Annotated in this window: 16 protein-coding genes and 1 riboswitch; of the genes, 8 read left to right on the forward strand and 8 right to left on the reverse strand. The window is 65.6% G+C overall.

The window, feature by feature from the left end; genetic code table 11:
• Positions 1-10: 10 nt before the first annotated feature.
• Genes L286_RS30860 through L286_RS30870 form a run of 3 tightly spaced genes read right to left on the reverse strand, consistent with a single transcriptional unit; the run spans position 11 to position 2,594 of the window.
• Positions 11-820 (reverse strand): SDR family NAD(P)-dependent oxidoreductase, encoded by an 810-nt coding sequence (locus tag L286_RS30860; protein ID WP_013040831.1) that lies wholly within the window; start codon positions 818-820, stop codon positions 11-13.
• Between the two features lie 14 nt (positions 821-834).
• A complete protein-coding gene (locus L286_RS30865) occupies positions 835-2,025 on the reverse strand; it encodes a zinc-dependent alcohol dehydrogenase (protein WP_020818116.1) in 1,191 nt (396 codons plus the stop codon).
• Positions 2,025-2,594 (reverse strand): SRPBCC family protein, encoded by a 570-nt coding sequence (locus tag L286_RS30870; RefSeq protein ID WP_020818115.1) that lies wholly within the window; start codon positions 2,592-2,594, stop codon positions 2,025-2,027. The genes L286_RS30865 and L286_RS30870 overlap by 1 nt, the downstream gene beginning before the upstream one ends.
• Before the next feature lie 178 nt (positions 2,595-2,772).
• Between L286_RS30870 and L286_RS30875 the strand changes: the two genes are divergently transcribed.
• The 5 genes from L286_RS30875 (at position 2,773) to L286_RS30895 (ending at position 7,336) form a co-directional block, all read left to right on the forward strand.
• On the forward strand, positions 2,773-3,057 hold the full coding sequence (locus L286_RS30875) for a hypothetical protein (protein WP_021223204.1): 285 nt from the start codon (positions 2,773-2,775) through the stop codon (positions 3,055-3,057).
• Positions 3,058-3,165: 108 nt separating this feature from the next.
• On the forward strand, positions 3,166-3,678 hold the full coding sequence (locus L286_RS30880) for a hemerythrin domain-containing protein (protein ID WP_020818113.1): 513 nt from the start codon (positions 3,166-3,168) through the stop codon (positions 3,676-3,678).
• A 143-nt stretch (positions 3,679-3,821) separates the two neighbouring features.
• Positions 3,822-3,986: a hypothetical protein gene (locus tag L286_RS48900; protein ID WP_013040837.1), complete on the forward strand. Its 165-nt coding sequence runs from the start codon at positions 3,822-3,824 to the stop codon at positions 3,984-3,986.
• Positions 3,987-4,109: 123 nt separating this feature from the next.
• The gene (htpG, locus tag L286_RS30890; RefSeq protein WP_020818112.1) at positions 4,110-5,990 is read left to right on the forward strand and encodes a molecular chaperone HtpG; all 1,881 of its coding nucleotides are present in this window, start codon (positions 4,110-4,112) and stop codon (positions 5,988-5,990) included.
• A 104-nt stretch (positions 5,991-6,094) separates the two neighbouring features.
• Positions 6,095-7,336, forward strand: a complete 1,242-nt coding sequence (locus tag L286_RS30895; protein ID WP_020818111.1) for an NAD(P)/FAD-dependent oxidoreductase — start codon at positions 6,095-6,097, stop codon at positions 7,334-7,336.
• Positions 7,337-7,348: 12 nt separating this feature from the next.
• Here L286_RS30895 and L286_RS30900 read toward each other — a convergent pair whose 3' ends face one another.
• Positions 7,349-7,822, reverse strand: a complete 474-nt coding sequence (locus tag L286_RS30900) for a 2'-5' RNA ligase family protein (RefSeq protein WP_031286122.1) — start codon at positions 7,820-7,822, stop codon at positions 7,349-7,351.
• 138 nt (positions 7,823-7,960) lie between these two features.
• Here L286_RS30900 and L286_RS30905 point away from each other — a divergent pair, with 138 nt between their 5' ends.
• Positions 7,961-8,380, forward strand: coding sequence for a hypothetical protein (locus tag L286_RS30905; RefSeq protein WP_020818110.1), 420 nt, complete (start codon positions 7,961-7,963; stop codon positions 8,378-8,380).
• A gap of 64 nt (positions 8,381-8,444) precedes the next feature.
• Here L286_RS30905 and L286_RS30910 read toward each other — a convergent pair whose 3' ends face one another.
• The 3 genes from L286_RS30910 to L286_RS30920 all read right to left on the reverse strand — a co-directional run bounded on the left by L286_RS30910 (position 8,445) and on the right by L286_RS30920 (position 11,140).
• A complete protein-coding gene (locus tag L286_RS30910) occupies positions 8,445-9,371 on the reverse strand; it encodes a homoserine O-succinyltransferase (RefSeq protein ID WP_020818109.1) in 927 nt (308 codons plus the stop codon).
• Positions 9,372-9,414: 43 nt separating this feature from the next.
• Positions 9,415-9,521, reverse strand: a riboswitch (SAM-I-IV-variant riboswitch).
• Between the two features lie 146 nt (positions 9,522-9,667).
• Positions 9,668-10,636 (reverse strand): diacylglycerol/lipid kinase family protein, encoded by a 969-nt coding sequence (locus L286_RS30915; RefSeq protein ID WP_007683697.1) that lies wholly within the window; start codon positions 10,634-10,636, stop codon positions 9,668-9,670.
• Between the two features lie 9 nt (positions 10,637-10,645).
• A complete protein-coding gene (locus tag L286_RS30920) occupies positions 10,646-11,140 on the reverse strand; it encodes a DUF2141 domain-containing protein (protein WP_007683695.1) in 495 nt (164 codons plus the stop codon).
• A 130-nt stretch (positions 11,141-11,270) separates the two neighbouring features.
• Here L286_RS30920 and lptF point away from each other — a divergent pair, with 130 nt between their 5' ends.
• Together lptF and lptG are read left to right on the forward strand one after the other, a co-directional pair.
• Positions 11,271-12,494 carry an LPS export ABC transporter permease LptF gene (gene lptF / locus L286_RS30925; RefSeq protein ID WP_007683693.1) on the forward strand — a complete coding sequence of 408 codons (1,224 nt, stop codon included), beginning with the start codon at positions 11,271-11,273 and terminating at the stop codon, positions 12,492-12,494.
• Between the two features lie 3 nt (positions 12,495-12,497).
• Entirely contained in the window at positions 12,498-13,601 is a 1,104-nt protein-coding gene (gene lptG / locus L286_RS30930) for an LPS export ABC transporter permease LptG (protein WP_020818107.1), read from the forward strand.
• A gap of 104 nt (positions 13,602-13,705) precedes the next feature.
• Here the strand turns inward: lptG and L286_RS30935 are convergent, their stop codons facing one another.
• Complete coding sequence (locus tag L286_RS30935) at positions 13,706-14,773, reverse strand: fatty acid desaturase family protein (protein WP_020818106.1); 1,068 nt, start codon at positions 14,771-14,773, stop codon at positions 13,706-13,708.
• Positions 14,774-14,917 lie beyond the last annotated feature (144 nt).

Raw genomic sequence — 14,917 nt, forward strand, 5'->3', positions numbered from 1 at the left:
GAGGCGAGGTTCAGCCTGATCGGCCGCTCGCCTCCACTTCTTCGGCGGTGCCCGGCTCGGCCATCTTGCGGTGCCGTTCCGCCAGGACGCCCGCCGGCGTCACGTGCGCCGCAGCGGCCTGCAGCTTGTTCTTCCATCCCGACACGATATGCGCCTTCCCGTCCATCAGCGCGTCCCAGCCGTCCCTGGCGACCTTGGCCGGATCGTCCTTCTCATCCGCGCCGACCTTGGTGTCCAGCATCTCGGCGCGGTCGAAAAATTCCGTTTCCGTCGGGCCGGGCATCAGGTTGGTGACGGTGACGCCATCGGCATCCTTGATCTCGTTCCGCACGGCATCGACGAAACTGTCGATAAAGGCCTTGGTGCCGTTATAGACCGCCTGGAAGGAGCCGGGCATGAAACCGGCTATGGACCCGGTGACCAGCACCTTTCCCGCATTGCGGGCGACCATCGGCCGCAGGACTTGCTGGAGCAGGTAGACGGTGCCCGTCACATTGGTGTCGATCACCCGGCGCCAGTCGGCCGCGTCCTGCTCCAGAAAGGCATGGCCCAGGCCCCTTCCCGCATTGGCGCAGAGCAGGTCGACCTGCCGCCCGCCGGTGCAGGCGATCAGGCGGTCGACCCCTTCCATGGTGGAAAGATCGGATTCCACCGGCTGCACGTCGACGCCATGACGCCGGAAATCCTCCGCCGCGGCGTGGATCAGCGGTTCGTCGGCCACGACCAGCAGGTCATAGCCGTCCTGCGCGGCGAGATGGGCGAGTTCGAAGCCGATCCCGGTCGACGCGCCGGTCACGATCGCGAATTTCTGCGAAGCCATGCGCTTCTCCTTTTTCAGGCCTGGACGGGCTGCAGGCCCGGCTTCAGGACGATCTTGGTCACTTCATTCTGCTCGTCATGGAACATGCGATAGCCCTCCGCCGCCTGCTCCAGCGGCAGGCGATGGCTGATCAGGAAGGTCGTATCGATCCTGTCCTCCATGATCGCGTTCAACAGGCCGGGCATATAATGCTGCACATGGGTCTGGCCGGTCTTCAGCGTCAGCCCCTTCTCCATGAAGGCGCCCAGCGGGAATTTGTCGACGAAGCCGCCATAGACCGCCGGCATGGAAATCCGCCCGCCCTTGCGGCAGGCCAGGATCGCCTGCCGGATCGAATGGGCGCGGTCGGTGCCCATGAAGGTTGCGACCTTGATCTGGTCCCAGACATTGTCCGCGAAGAAGCCGTGCGCCTCCAGCCCGACGGCGTCGATGCAGGCGTCGGGACCGATGCCGCCGGTCATCTCCATCAGCGCCTCATAGGTCTTGCTTTCCTCATAGTTGATCGTCTCCGCGCCGAAACGGCGGGCGAGTTCCAGCCGGCGCGGGAAATGATCGATGGCGATCACCCGCTCCGCGCCCATCAGGAAGGCGGACTGCACCGCGAACAGGCCGACCGGGCCGCAGCCCCAGACGGCGACCGTGTCGCCCGGTTCGATCTGGGCATTTTCGGCGGCCATCCAGCCGGTCGGCAGGATATCGGACAGGAACAGCACCCTGTCGTCGTCGACCCCGTCCGGGACGACGATGGGACCGACATCGGAAAAGGGCACGCGGACATATTCCGCCTGCCCCCCCGCATAGCCGCCCGTCATGTGGCTGTAGCCGAACAGGCCGGACATGGGCTGGCCGTAGATCGTCTGCGCAATGTCCTGATTGTCGGCGGGCAGGCCGTTGTCGCAGGCCGAATATTGGTGCTTGCCGCAATGGAAGCAGCTTCCGCAGGATATGGTGAAGGGCACGACCACCCGCTGCCCCTTCTTCAGGGTCGATCCCGACCCGGTCTCCACAACTTCGCCCATGAATTCATGGCCCAATATGTCCCCCGCCTTCATCGTCGGGATATAGCCGTCATAGAGATGGAGGTCCGACCCGCAGATCGCCGTGGAGGTGATGCGGATGATGGCGTCGCGGGGATTGACGATTTCCGGATCGTCGACGGTATCGACCCGGACGTCATGCTTGCCATGCCATGTGAGAGCGCGCATCAGGAGCCTTCCTCTTCATATTCGCGGCGGTTGCGGGCGGCGGTCGCGATCTCGCCCGTTTCCATCAATTGCTTGAAACGGCGCAGGTCGCGGCGCGCCTGGATCGCCGGTTCGCGCTGGAACATCTTGGCGATGGCCTTGCCGATGAAGCCGCCCGGCGGATCGTAGAGGATCGTCGCCGTGACCCAGCATCCCCGGCCGCCCGGCGCGTCGCGAAAGTCGACGCGCCCGCTATTGGGCACGTCCGCGCCTTCCTCCGAAGCCCAGGCGATGGTTTCTCCCGGACGATCCTCCGTGATCGCGGACACCCATTCGACGGTGCTTCCCGCCGGGGCCTTCACCACCCAGCGGGACCGGCGGTCGTCCAAAGGCTCCACGGCGACGACATTCTCCAGAAACAGCGGAAGATTGCCGACCTCGCGCCAGAAGGCGTATAGCTCCTCGCGCGGGCGGTCGATCGTCACGGTCTTGCCGCTCAGATCGTCGCCCTTCGCTTCCGCCAGCCCATCGGCGGCCCTTGCCGCCGCGTCGTCCTGTTTCGCCGTGGTGAGCGGTGCGTCATCACTCATGCTGACCTCCTTGAACGGTCAGACAGCAACCAGTTCATCCGCTCCGCCGTTCCGCCGCCAATCGCCTGAAAAGGGGGCAAAGCGCCGGTCCGCTAACATGGATAAGTCGCGGCGGAAGCGGAGGAACAGGCTGCCGACGGCCCTCGTTCTCATTGCGGGACCATCGCAGGAGAAGATCATGGACAAGCCCCGCAGGATACGGACCCGCCCGACCGAACATACACGCAACCCGAACCTCTCGACGGAGAACCAGCCGGAAGGCGCGGCCCGCCGTCCCAGCGACACGCTGGACCGCGAACCGCGGCGCGATCCGCAAAGCGGCGGCGCGATCCCGTCCAATTACGACCCGCGCACGATGACGCGGCGGGGCGAGGAAGGGGACAGCCGTGCCGGGCAGGATGATGTCGGCGCCAGGAGCCGGCGGGAAGGCGGGGGACCACCGGCGGACGATCCTTCCACCTGACCCGATCCGCGCTTCGACCGCCGATTCCGCTTTTGCGAACGGTTCGCTTGGAACCGACGCATGGCTCGCGACTTCCACCGGAAGGACCGTGCAAGGAGGAGGAAGACCATGGCCAATCCGCAGTTCACCGACGCGATCGCCCTTCTGAAAGCCGACCATCGCAAGGTGGAGGATCTGTTCGAACAATTCGAAAAGGCCGGATCGCCGGCGCGCAAGAAGACGCTGGCGCGGCAAATATGCCTGGAACTCAAGATCCACACGCTGATCGAGGAGGAGATTTTCTACCCCGCCTTTCGCGGCAGGATAGAGGACGATACGCTGGACGAGGCCTATGTCGAGCATGACGGCGCCAAGCTGCTGGTCAACGACATAGAGGAAGGCGACCCGGCCGACGATTTCTTCGATGCCAAGGTCAAGGTGCTGTCCGAAGAGATCAAGCACCATGTCCATGAGGAGGAAATGCGCGGCGAGGGCATGTTCGCGCAATGCCGCAAGACCGACGTCGACCTGATCCAGCTCCGCGACGCGATGCTGGCGCGCAAGCAGGAATTGTTGAAGGAGGCGGAAAATGGCGCCCTCCCGCCGGCCAAGCCCCGCGTCATCCTACTGACGCCCGCCTGACGGGTTCGGAGGCTGGCCGCGCCGCTCCCCCGCCAGTCCCAGGGGCGCGGCAGCCTCCACAAGGCCGATTTCGACTAACCTGGGTGATGGGCGGTCCGGCCCGCTCCCGCTATGATCGCAAGGCAAAGACAAGGAGACAGCCCGTGTCCCGCCATGACGACGCGTCCTATTTCGAAGCCCGGGCCAAGGAGGAAATCCGCAAGGCGAGCGAAGCCAAGCAGCGAGGAGACAATGGCGCGATGATCGCCGTCCATGCCGAACTCGCAGTGCGCTATCAGGCCAAGGCCCTGCAATTGCAGCGCGGCTGATCCGATTCCCCGACCCCGCTTTCCCCCGCATGTCGGGAAGGCGGGGCGCCAGGCCTTGAAAGCCGCCCCTTTCCCCGCCATCTGGCGGTTCGGATTCAACTGGGGAGAGCTTTCGAAACCGCCATGACCACCACGACCGGCACCGCACCTGAAACCCGTTCCTTCGAGGCCGACGTCGCCCGGCTGCTGCACATGATGGTGCACTCCGTCTATTCGGACAAGGACGTCTTCCTGCGCGAGTTGATCTCCAACGCGGCCGACGCCTGCGAAAAGCTGCGCTATGAACTGCTGAGCGATCCCGCGCTGGCGGGCGAGGACGGCCAGCCGCGCATCACCGTCACGCTCGATCCCGAAGCGCGCCGACTCATCGTCGAGGATAACGGCATCGGCATGAGCGAGGCCGAACTGGCCGAGGCGCTGGGCACCATCGCCCGGTCCGGCACCCGCGCCTTCATGGAACGGGTCACGGCGGCGAAGGAAGGCGAAGGCGCGCAACTGATCGGCCAGTTCGGCGTCGGCTTCTATTCCGCCTTCATGGTCGCGGACAAGGTGGACGTCTTCTCCCGCCGCGCCGGGGCGGATACCGCCGCGCACTGGGCGTCGGATGGCCTGGGCAGCTACACCATCCAGCTTGTCGACCCGGCGGAGGCTCCGGCACGCGGTACCCGCATCGTCCTGCACCTGAAGGAAGACGCCGCCAGCTATACCGAAGCGTTCACCACCCAGCGCATCGTCACCGCCCAGTCGGGCCATGTCCCCGTCCCCATCTTCCTCAAGGAAAAGCCGGATGCGGAGGAAAAGCAGATTGCGGACGGCGCGGCGCTCTGGACCCGCCCGAAATCGGACATCACGGCGGAGGAATATGCCGACTTCTACCGCAGCGCCGCCGGTCAGTTCGACGAACCCGCGCTGACGCTGCATTATCGCGCCGAGGGGCTGCACGAATATTCGGTGCTCGCCTTCCTGCCCTCCATGCGTCCGTTCGACCTGTTCGACCCGGACCGGGCCGGACGTATGAAGCTCTATGTCCGCCGCGTCTTCATCACCGACGAGGCGCAGATATTGCCGCGCTACCTGCGCTTCGTGCGCGGGCTGGTGGACAGCAACGACCTGCCGCTCAACGTCTCGCGGGAGATGATCCAGGAAAGCCCGGTCCTCGCCGCCATTCAGAAGGGCGTCGCCAACCGCATCCTTTCCGAACTGGACAAGCTGGCCGAGAAGGATAGCGAAGCCTATCTGAAGTTCTGGGACAATTTCGGCGCCGTCCTGAAGGAAGGGCTGTACGAGGATTTCGCCCGGCGGGAGACGCTGCTCGGCCTCGCCCGCTTCAAATCCACCGCTGGGGAGGGCTGGCGCTCGCTCAAGGACTATGTGGAGGCGATCAAGGACAACCAGACCGCCATCTACTACGCCACCGGCGCCGATCTCGACCGCCTCGCCTCCTCCCCGCAACTGGAGGGTTTCCGCGCCCGCGGCATCGAGGTGCTGCTGCTCACCGATCAGGTCGACAGCTTCTGGGTCACGGCCGGGGTCGATTATCAGGGCAAGCCGTTCAAGTCGGTGACGCAGGGCCTGGCCGACCTCAGCCTGATCCCGCTGGCGGAGGGCGAGGCGCCCGCCGCGCAGGCATCGGCGGAGGTCGACGGCTTCATCGCCTATGTGAAGGGCGTGCTGGGCGATGAAGTGTCCGACGTGCGCGCATCGGAACGGCTGACCGAAAGCGCCGTCTGCCTGGTCGCGCCCGACAATGCGATGGACCGTCAGCTTGAAAAGCTGCTGGCCGGGGCCGGTCGGCTCGACAATGCGGCCAGGCCGGTGCTGGAGATCAACCCGCGCCACGACCTGATCGCCCGGCTCGGCACGCTGGCGGAGGACAGCGCCCTGCGCGAGGATGCGGCGCGCCTGCTGCTGGACGAAGCCCGCATCGCCGATGGGGAGCTTCCCGCCGACCCCCGCGCCTTTTCCGCGCGCCTCGCCCGCATGATCGGCGGCGCGATCCGATAAGCGCAGCGGCGGCCGGGTTCGTTCCGGCCGCCAATATCCGCTTGCCAGCCCCGCGAAAGCGGGCCAATCACGCGGCAACAGAAAAATGAGAGGATAGCGCGTCGATGAGCTATTATGACGTTCTGATCGTGGGCGCCGGACATGCCGGGGCGCAGGCGGGCATCGCGCTGCGCCAGCTCGGTTTCGAAGGCTCTATCGCGATGGTGGGCGATGAAAAGGACCCGCCCTATGAACGTCCGCCGCTGTCGAAGGAATATTTCGCGGGCGACAAGAGCTTCGACCGCATCCTGATCCGCCCCGCCAGCTTCTGGGAGGAGCGCAAGATCGACATGCTGCTCGGCCTGCGCGTGAAGTCGGTCGACCCGGCGGGCAAGTTCGTGACGGCGGGGGCCAAGGAAACGGGCGATAGGGAAATCGGCTATGGCAAGCTGATCTGGGCGACCGGCGGTTCCCCCCGCATGCTGACCTGCAACGGCGCGGACGCGCCCAATGTCCACGCCGTCCGCCGTCGTGACGATGTCGACGCGATGATGGCGAAGCTCGACCGGATCGGCCATGTGACCGTCATAGGCGGCGGCTATATCGGGCTGGAGGCGGCGGCCGTCCTGTCGAAATTCGGCAAGAAGGTGGTTCTGCTGGAAGCGCTGGACCGCGTGCTGGCCCGCGTCGCGGGAGAGGAACTCTCGCGCTTCTACGAGGCGGAACATCGCGCCCATGGCGTCGACCTGCGCACCGGCGCGCGGATGGACTGCATCGAGGTCACGGACGGTCAGGCGACCGCCGTGCTGATGCAGGATGGCGAGCGGATCGCGACCGACATGGTGATCGTCGGCATCGGCATCGTCCCCGAAACCGGCCCGCTGATCGCGGCGGGCGCGGCTGGCGGCAATGGCGTGGACGTCGACGAATATTGCCGCACCAGCCTGCCCGACATCTATGCGGTGGGCGATTGCGCCGCCCATGCCAACAGCTTCGCACGGGGCGCGCAGATCCGCCTGGAATCCGTGCAGAACGCCAATGACCAGGCGAAGACCGCCGTGGCCCATATCATGGGCAGGGAAGAACCCTATCATGCCGTGCCCTGGTTCTGGTCGAACCAATATGACCTGAAGCTCCAGACCGTGGGCCTTTCGACCGGCCACGACCAGACGATCCTGCGCGGCGATCCGGCGACCCGCAGCTTCTCCGTCCTCTATCTCAAGGGCGGCCGGCTGATCGCGCTCGACTGCGTCAATGCGGTCAAGGACTATGTTCAGGGCCGCGCCCATGTCCTTTCCGGCGCGGTGCTGGACCAGGCGCAGTTGACCGACGCCGCCATACCGCTCAAGGAAGTCGGCCTCGCCTGAGCGGACCGAAGGTCAGCCGCGAAAGCTGGCCTTCACCGCCAATTCCCACGGGCCGCCGCGATAATGCCAGGCCGCAAGCCCCGCGATGGCGAGCGGCCTGGGGCGAAAGGCGCGCCGCAATTCGTCCGCCAGCGCCTTCGCCTCCGCCGGTTCGACCTTGTTCTGCACCGTGATGTGAAAGCGCGGCCGTCCCTGGTCCTGCGGCACCAGCAGCCCGGCAAAGGCCTCCGCCAGTTCATCGCGCAACGCCGTCAGTTCCGGGCTTTCCACCCGATAGGCGACGCCCCGCCCCAACAGCATCACCTCCGCCAGCCGGGCGGCGGGCGGCGGCCCCGCGCACAGCGCCTTCAACCGCCGCGCCACTTCATCGAGGGCGGAGGGCGGCAGATGATGGAACAGCGTGACATGCGCCGGAACCCGGTTGCGCCCGGGCGGGAAATGCGCCCGGCGCAGCCCTTCGGCCCAGCCGAAATCGGCCGCGCCCATGAGGGCCGTCACGATGATCGGTGCGGCCGAAGCCTCCTGCGCCAATGCCCTGTCCCTTCTTTCGCCAAAGCCCGCCATCCCTTATGATCGATCGGGCGGGTGTCCACGCAAATCGCCCGCCCAAAGGGGGAAACAGCCATGACCGCGCCACGATCCTTCCGCATCGTCGGAATCCTGCTGCTGCTCTGGAACCTGATGGGGGTCGGCGCCTTCATCATGCAATATACCGCCGACCTCGACCAATTGGCGAAGACCGATCCCTATACCGCCCGCATCTTCGCGGCCATGCCCGGCTGGGCCTGGACGGCTTATGCCCTCGCGGTCGGCGGCGGCACGCTGGGCGCGATCCTGCTGCTGCTTCGCAAGGCTGCCGCCGCGCCCCTTTTCCTGCTCTCGGTCATCGCCGTGATCGCGCAGTTCGGCTACAGCTTCATCGGAACCCACCTGCTGGCGGTGAAGGGCGCCACCGCCGCGATCTTCCCGGCGGCGATCCTGATCGTCGCCCTCTTCCAATGGCGCTATGCCCGCGGCCTGATCGCCAAGGGCGTCCTTCGTTAGCGGCTGGAGCAGCTTGGGGCGGCATCGGTCCGCCCGCTCCAGGCTCCATCCGCTCAAAGGGGCGTCAAGCCGCCGACAGCGCCGCCGCCTGCCCCACCGCGTCGAGATCGAAAGGCGCGGTCTGGTACATTTCGTCGATCCAGTTGCCGAACAGCAGATGCGCGTGGCTGCGCCAGTGGTTTTGCGGCGTCCGCGCCGGATCGTCGCCGGGGAAATAATGCGCGGGCAACTGCCTTGCCCCATCGCGCGCATATTCCTCGGCCAGCGTCAGCGTGTCATATTCCAGATGGTTGAACATATGCAGGAAACCGCGCCCCGGATCGCCGATCAGGCACAGGCCCGATTCCTCGCTCTCGGCCAATATCTGCAATCCCCGCCCTGCCGGAATATCCTCCCGCCGCACTTCCGACCAGCGCGACACGGGGACGATGAAATCGTCCGAAAAACCCCGCATCCACGGCGATGAAGGCACATGGACATGATGGCGGAACAGGCCGATGGCCTTGCGGTCCAGCGGATGTTTCCCGACGCCGTGGAAATGGTGCAGCGCCGCCTGCGCCGCCCAGCAGATGCTGAGCGAGCGATGCACATGGGTCTGCGTCCAGTCGAATATGGCGCGCAGTTCGTCCCAATAGCTTACCGCTTCGAACGGAAGCTGCTCCACCGGCGCCCCGGTGATGATGAAGCCGTCGAACCGCTCGTCCCGCACGTCGCTCCACGGCCGGTAGAAGGACGCCATATGATCGGCGGAGGTGTTGCGCGACACATGGTCGCTGATCCGCACCAGCGTCAGTTCGACCTGCAGGGGCGACGCGCCGAGCAGCCGGGCAAGCTGCGTCTCCGTGCTGATCTTGTCGGGCATGAGGTTCAGCAGCGCGATCCGGAGCGGACGGATGTCCTGCCGGACGGCATCGGCTTCACGCATGACGACCACGCCCTCGGCCTCCAATGTGCGGCGGGCGGGCAGGTCGTCGGCTATCTTGATCGGCACGTCACGTCATTCCTCGTTGCGGAGCGACGCTTCACGATGTGGCTTGGGTCCGCTTGGTTGCCGGATCGGCCACATCCTCCTTGACGGAGTGCCACCTTGCCCGGATCGGCAGGTTGGCGTTGGGCGTCGCCCCAACTCTTGATGCTGTGCGCTCAATAGGGCGATGCCGGTCGTTTGGCAACCGCTGCTTTCGCCGAGAAAAGGAAAACTTGGAGGCTTGTCTGCGGATTCCCACATGAAATCCTCCGCAGGCGCAGCGCGCGGCGGGGAAGATGGGAATGACGGCCGATCGCCCCCTACGCCGCCAACCTCAGGAAAGGCACGGGTTGCGTCGAACGCAGCACGATGGGCCTGCCTTCCGACGCCTCGAACAGTTCGCCGTCCAATATGACGCTGCTATGGTCGCCCTCTATGCGGATGACGTCGCCCTGTTCCAGATGGATGCCCTGCATCTGCGACTTGCCGACGCGCCTGGTGATGCTGGCCCAGAACAGGCGCAGCAGGGCGGACAGGCTCTGGTCCACCGCCATCAGCTTCATGTTGCCGCGCCGGCTGTCCCCCGGCTGCACGCCCAGCAGCAATCGTTCCAGGGTGGTCACGATCAGCACCGCGAAGCGCCCCGCCAACTGCCCGTCGCGGATCAGGGATATGCGCACCGGCCGGCTGGATTGCGGCAGGAATCGGGCGCGGATGCCGAAGATCAGCGACACCAGCACCGCGATCACCGTCAGGAAATGGCTGAGGCCGTTGGACAGGCCCAGCGGATAGATCTGGTTGCGGCAATAGAGCATGTAGTCGGCTAGGCCCGCCCCCCCCAGGAACATGCCCAGCACCGGCCGGCTTTCCGCCTGACCGTCCGACAGGGCGATCAGCTCCCGCGCCACGACATGGTCGTCGACGCCCGCCTTGGCGATCTGGACGATCCTCTCCAGCGCCTTGATCGGATCGCCATGGATGCCCAGGTCCAGCGCGATCAGGTTGGTCTTGCCGTTGGGCAGCACCGCGATCGGCGGCACGCGGCCCTTGAAATGCTCGCCCTGGTACAGTTCCGTCAGCGCCGCCTGCACCGTGCCGTCGCCGCCGTTGATGACGATGACGACGGGATCGACGCGGGCGATGGTCTGCAGCGCCCGGCCGATCTGTTCGACATGCTCCACCTCATAATGGAAGATGTCGGGATTGCTGGCGCAATAGCTGCGCACGCGCGGAAGCGTCTGCCGGTTGCCCGTGGACTTGGGATTGGACAGAAGGGCGACGCGGACCATGGCGGGGGATCACATATATTTGAGGTTGATGGTGATCTTCGTCACGCCCGGCCCCGCATAGAAGGCGGCCTTTTCGACCCCCGGCTTGCCCAGGTTGAAGATGTTGATCGACGGATTGTTGGAAAAGCCGCCGCCGTCGCGCGAAATATCCGTCTTGCCGTTGCCGTCGCGGTCGTGGCGCACGGCGATGCCGTAGCGGCCGGGCTGCGGCACCGGCATGCAGAAGCGCATGGCGCCATTGCTGGCCTTCACCGGCACGTCGATGCGGCCCAGCCATTCGCCCTTGGCCAGCCATGCGGCCTTGGTGGCGGGATAGGATTGCACGCGCACCTTGCCGGTCGAGGCGGCAAAGCCGCGCACGTCGACCAGAACCGCCGGGCCCTTGGCGTCCGCAGAGCAGCGTTCCAGGTCGTTGCCGATCTCCATACCATGGGCCAGGGCCGGCGCGACGGCGAACAACGCCCCTGCCGACATCAGACCCATTGCAACTTTGAACATGACCATCCAACTCCGTGAAGCTATAGCCGCCCGGTGACACCGGACGGCGAGCCCCTGTTCGCCCCGCAACTTGCCTGACTCGCATATGGGCGGGGTTTGCGGCCAAATCATGGTGATGGGACGACCACATAGAGAAATGCTGACCGCCACCGACAGATATCTCGCCCGCCTGATCGCCCTGCCCATGCTGGGGACGCTGGTGATCTCGGCCATGCTGCTGGTGCTCGACAAGATGCTGAGCCTGTTCGACTTCGTCGCGGCGGAGGGCGGGCCGGTCAGCGTCGTGTGGCGGATGCTGGCGAACATGATGCCCGAATATCTGTCGCTGGGCATTCCCATCGGCCTGATGCTGGGGATTTTGCTCGCCTTCCGGAAGCTGGCGCTGTCGTCGGAACTGGACGTGATGCGGGCGGTCGGCCTGTCCTACGGCCGGCTGCTGCGCGTCCCCTATATGTTTGCGATCGCGCTGGCGCTGCTGAACTTCGGCATTGTCGGCTTCGTCCAGCCGCTGTCCCGCCATGCCTATGAGGCGTTGCGGTTCGAGCTGCGGTCGGGCGCGCTGGGGGCGTCGATCAAGGTGGGCGAGTTCACCAATCTGGGCAAGCGCATGACCCTGCGGATAGAGCGCAGCCTGGACGAGGGGCGCAACCTCCAGGGCATCTTCGTGCGCGCCGTGGGCAAGGACGGGCAGACCGTGGCGGTGACGGCGGCGCAGGGCGAGTTTCTGGCGACGGACGACCCCGACACCATCATCTTCCGCCTGCGCGACGGCGTGCTGGTAAACGATGCGCCCAAGTATAAATCGCCGCGAATCCTGTCCTTTTCCAGCCACGACCTGCCCATCGACCTGCCGCAGATAGAGCGGTTTCGCGGCCGCGACGTGGATCGGGAAAAGACCATCCCCGAACTGGTGACGATCGGCCATGATCCGGCCACGCCCGAAAAGCTGCGCAATGAAATCCGCGCCAATTTCCATTTCCGCATGGTGGAGGTGGCGATGATGCTGCTGCTGCCGCTGGCCGCGCTCGCCTTCGCGATTCCACCGAAACGGTCGACTTCCGCGCTCGGCGTGTTCCTTTCCATCGTGTTCATCGTGACCTATCACAAGGTCAACGAATATGGGCAGGGCGTGGGATCGCTGGGCAGGATCGACCCGATCATCGCGCTATGGGGACCGTTCCTGCTGTTCGCGGGGCTGATCCTGTGGATGTACCATGTGATCGCGCACCGGCCCGGCGGCCAGCCGATCGCCGCGCTGGAATATGCCTTCGCCAAGATCGCCAAGCAGTTCCTGCGGCTGATCGGCCTTGTCCGCCGGCGGCGGCCGAGGGCGGAAACCCTGGCGGAAGGAGCCGCCTGACCCATGCATCAGTTCAACTTCTTCCCCTCGCGCCAGCTTGGCTGGTACATGGCGCGGCTGTTCCTGACCCGGACCTTCGCGGTTCTGGCGATGCTGGTCGCGGTGCTCCAGACGCTGGACCTGCTGGGCGAATCGGGCGACATCCTGGCCTATGCCGGCAATGGCGACGCGCAACTGTGGCATTATGTGGCCCTGCGCGCGCCGCAGATCGTGGCGCGGTTCCTGCCCTTTTCCGTGCTGCTCGGCACGCTGATCATGCTGGCCAGCCTCAACCAGAACAGCGAGATCATATCGATGAAGGCGGCGGGGCTGTCGGCGCATCAGATATTGGCGCCCCTGCTGGCCGCCGCGCTCGGCGTGGCGCTGATCAGCTATGCCTTCAACGAGCGGATCGTGGCGCGGTCGACCGCCCGGCTTTCCACCTGGCAGGCGGTGGATTACGGCCCCCTGCCCCCCGAAACCGGCGTCAAGGCCAGCCCATGGGTGCGCGACGGCAACAATCTGGTGACGGCCGCCATTGTCGCCGGGCGGGGGACGGCGGTCCAGCTCCGCAAGGTGGAGATATTCAACCGGATCAACAACACGCTGACCACCATCGTCCAGGCGCCCAGGGGCCATTATGACGCTTCGACCAGAAGCTGGGTGTTGGAGGATGCGCGGCAGTTCGACGTGGCGCGGGGGACGGAACGGCAGATCGGCACCGTCCGCTTCGGCCGCGACATAAGGCCCGATCAGTTCACCCTGGCGAAGGTCGATCCGGACGCGCTCACCTTCAGCCAGTTGCAGGCGGCGATCAGCGACCTGCACGACGCCGGCCGCCCCACGGCCGAACTGGAGGGCAGCCTCTGGCACAAGCTGTCGGGGCCTTTGTCGGCCCTGCTGATGCCGATTTTGGGTTCCGTGGCCGCCTTCGGCCTGGCGCGGTCGGGGCAGTTGTTCGTGCGCGCCGTGTTGGGGATGGCGTTGGGCTTCGCCTATTTCGTGGCGGACAATTTCTCGCTCGCCATGGGCAATCTGGGGGCCTATCCGCCCTTTCTGGCGGCCTGGGCGCCGTTCCTGCTGTTCCTGCTGGTGGGCGAAACGGTGCTGTTCCGGACGGAAGAATAGTAGCTCGACTCCTCCGCGCTCCTGCGGAGGCGCTCATGAGAGCCCAGGCGTTGTTTCCGAAACGGCGGAACTGGGTTCCTGCCTTCGCAGGAGCACATTTGGAGTTAGCGCTTCCCCATCGTCGAACGCGCTATCTTCCCGACCAGCGGCCACATGCCGGGGTAATTGCCCCGATGATAGGGCGAATCGCTCACCAGCGTTGCGACCAGCCGCTTATGCGCCTCGCCCAGCGCATGATAGGGCACACTCGGCAGCAGGTGGTGCAACGCGTGATAGCGCAGGCCCACCGGCGCCCAGATCGCCGCGAAGGGCGATGGCGGCGGCACATTCACCGAATCCAGATATTGCGCGGTGACGGTCATCGCATCGCCCTCATTTTCCCAGAGATGCGCGACCAGCGTGCGAAGCTGGTTGATGACGGTCATGCCAGAATGCACCGCCATATAGGTGAGCAGCGGCTTCCAGCCGAAGGCGAAGATGCTGCCGACCAGCGCCAGCGCGAACAGGCTGGCGCCCGCTTCCTGCCAGGCCCATTGGCGGGCGAAATCCCCCTCCGGCGCGCGGCGGCGATAGGCGGGGTTGATGGAAAGCGCGGAAAATTCCGCCACGATCCTTCGCCGCAGCGGCGGGACGACCAGGCCGAGCGGCGTCAGCAGGCCGAAGCGCAGGATCAGGCCGACGGGGGCCAGCGACGCCACCAGGATGAACAAGGGCAGCGACCAGGGCTTCATCAGCGCCAGCGGCAGATATTCCGGATCGCTCGCCGTGCCGTAGCGGGTGCGGGCATGATGCTGCGTATGCACTTCCTCATACATGAAGCTGGGGATCATCAGCGGAATGCCGACGATCAGGTTCCAGCCGAAGCGGAAGCCGGGCAGCGCGCCCTTGCGGATATGGGTCAGTTCATGGATGAAGCTCGCGGCGCGGTAGAGCGCCAGCATCGCCGCCAGTCCGAACGCCAGCATGAGCGCGCTATTGTCGGTCAGGATCGCCCCGGCCAGCGCCGCATAGCCGACAATGGCCGAAGCCAGCATGTCGGGCCAATAGATGGCGGGCCGCGCCGTCGACAGTTCGCGGGTCAGGTCGGCCGCCGCGCGCAGCATCGCCGCATCGTCGGGGATCGCGCTTCGCGTCCGCGACGCGGCTGCAATAAGGGGATCGTGCACAGTCATACCGTGGTTCCTAAAGGGTAAATGCGCTGCAATTGGGGCAGCAACATGACGATTTCGTCATCCCGATCCGATCCGTTCATGTCCCGATTGACATTCCCGAAACAAGCGACGATCCGTCCTGATCCAACTCCCCTGCTCTTGCGA

Source organism: Sphingobium sp. HDIP04, from assembly GCF_000445085.1.
Classification (GTDB): domain Bacteria; phylum Pseudomonadota; class Alphaproteobacteria; order Sphingomonadales; family Sphingomonadaceae; genus Sphingobium; species Sphingobium indicum.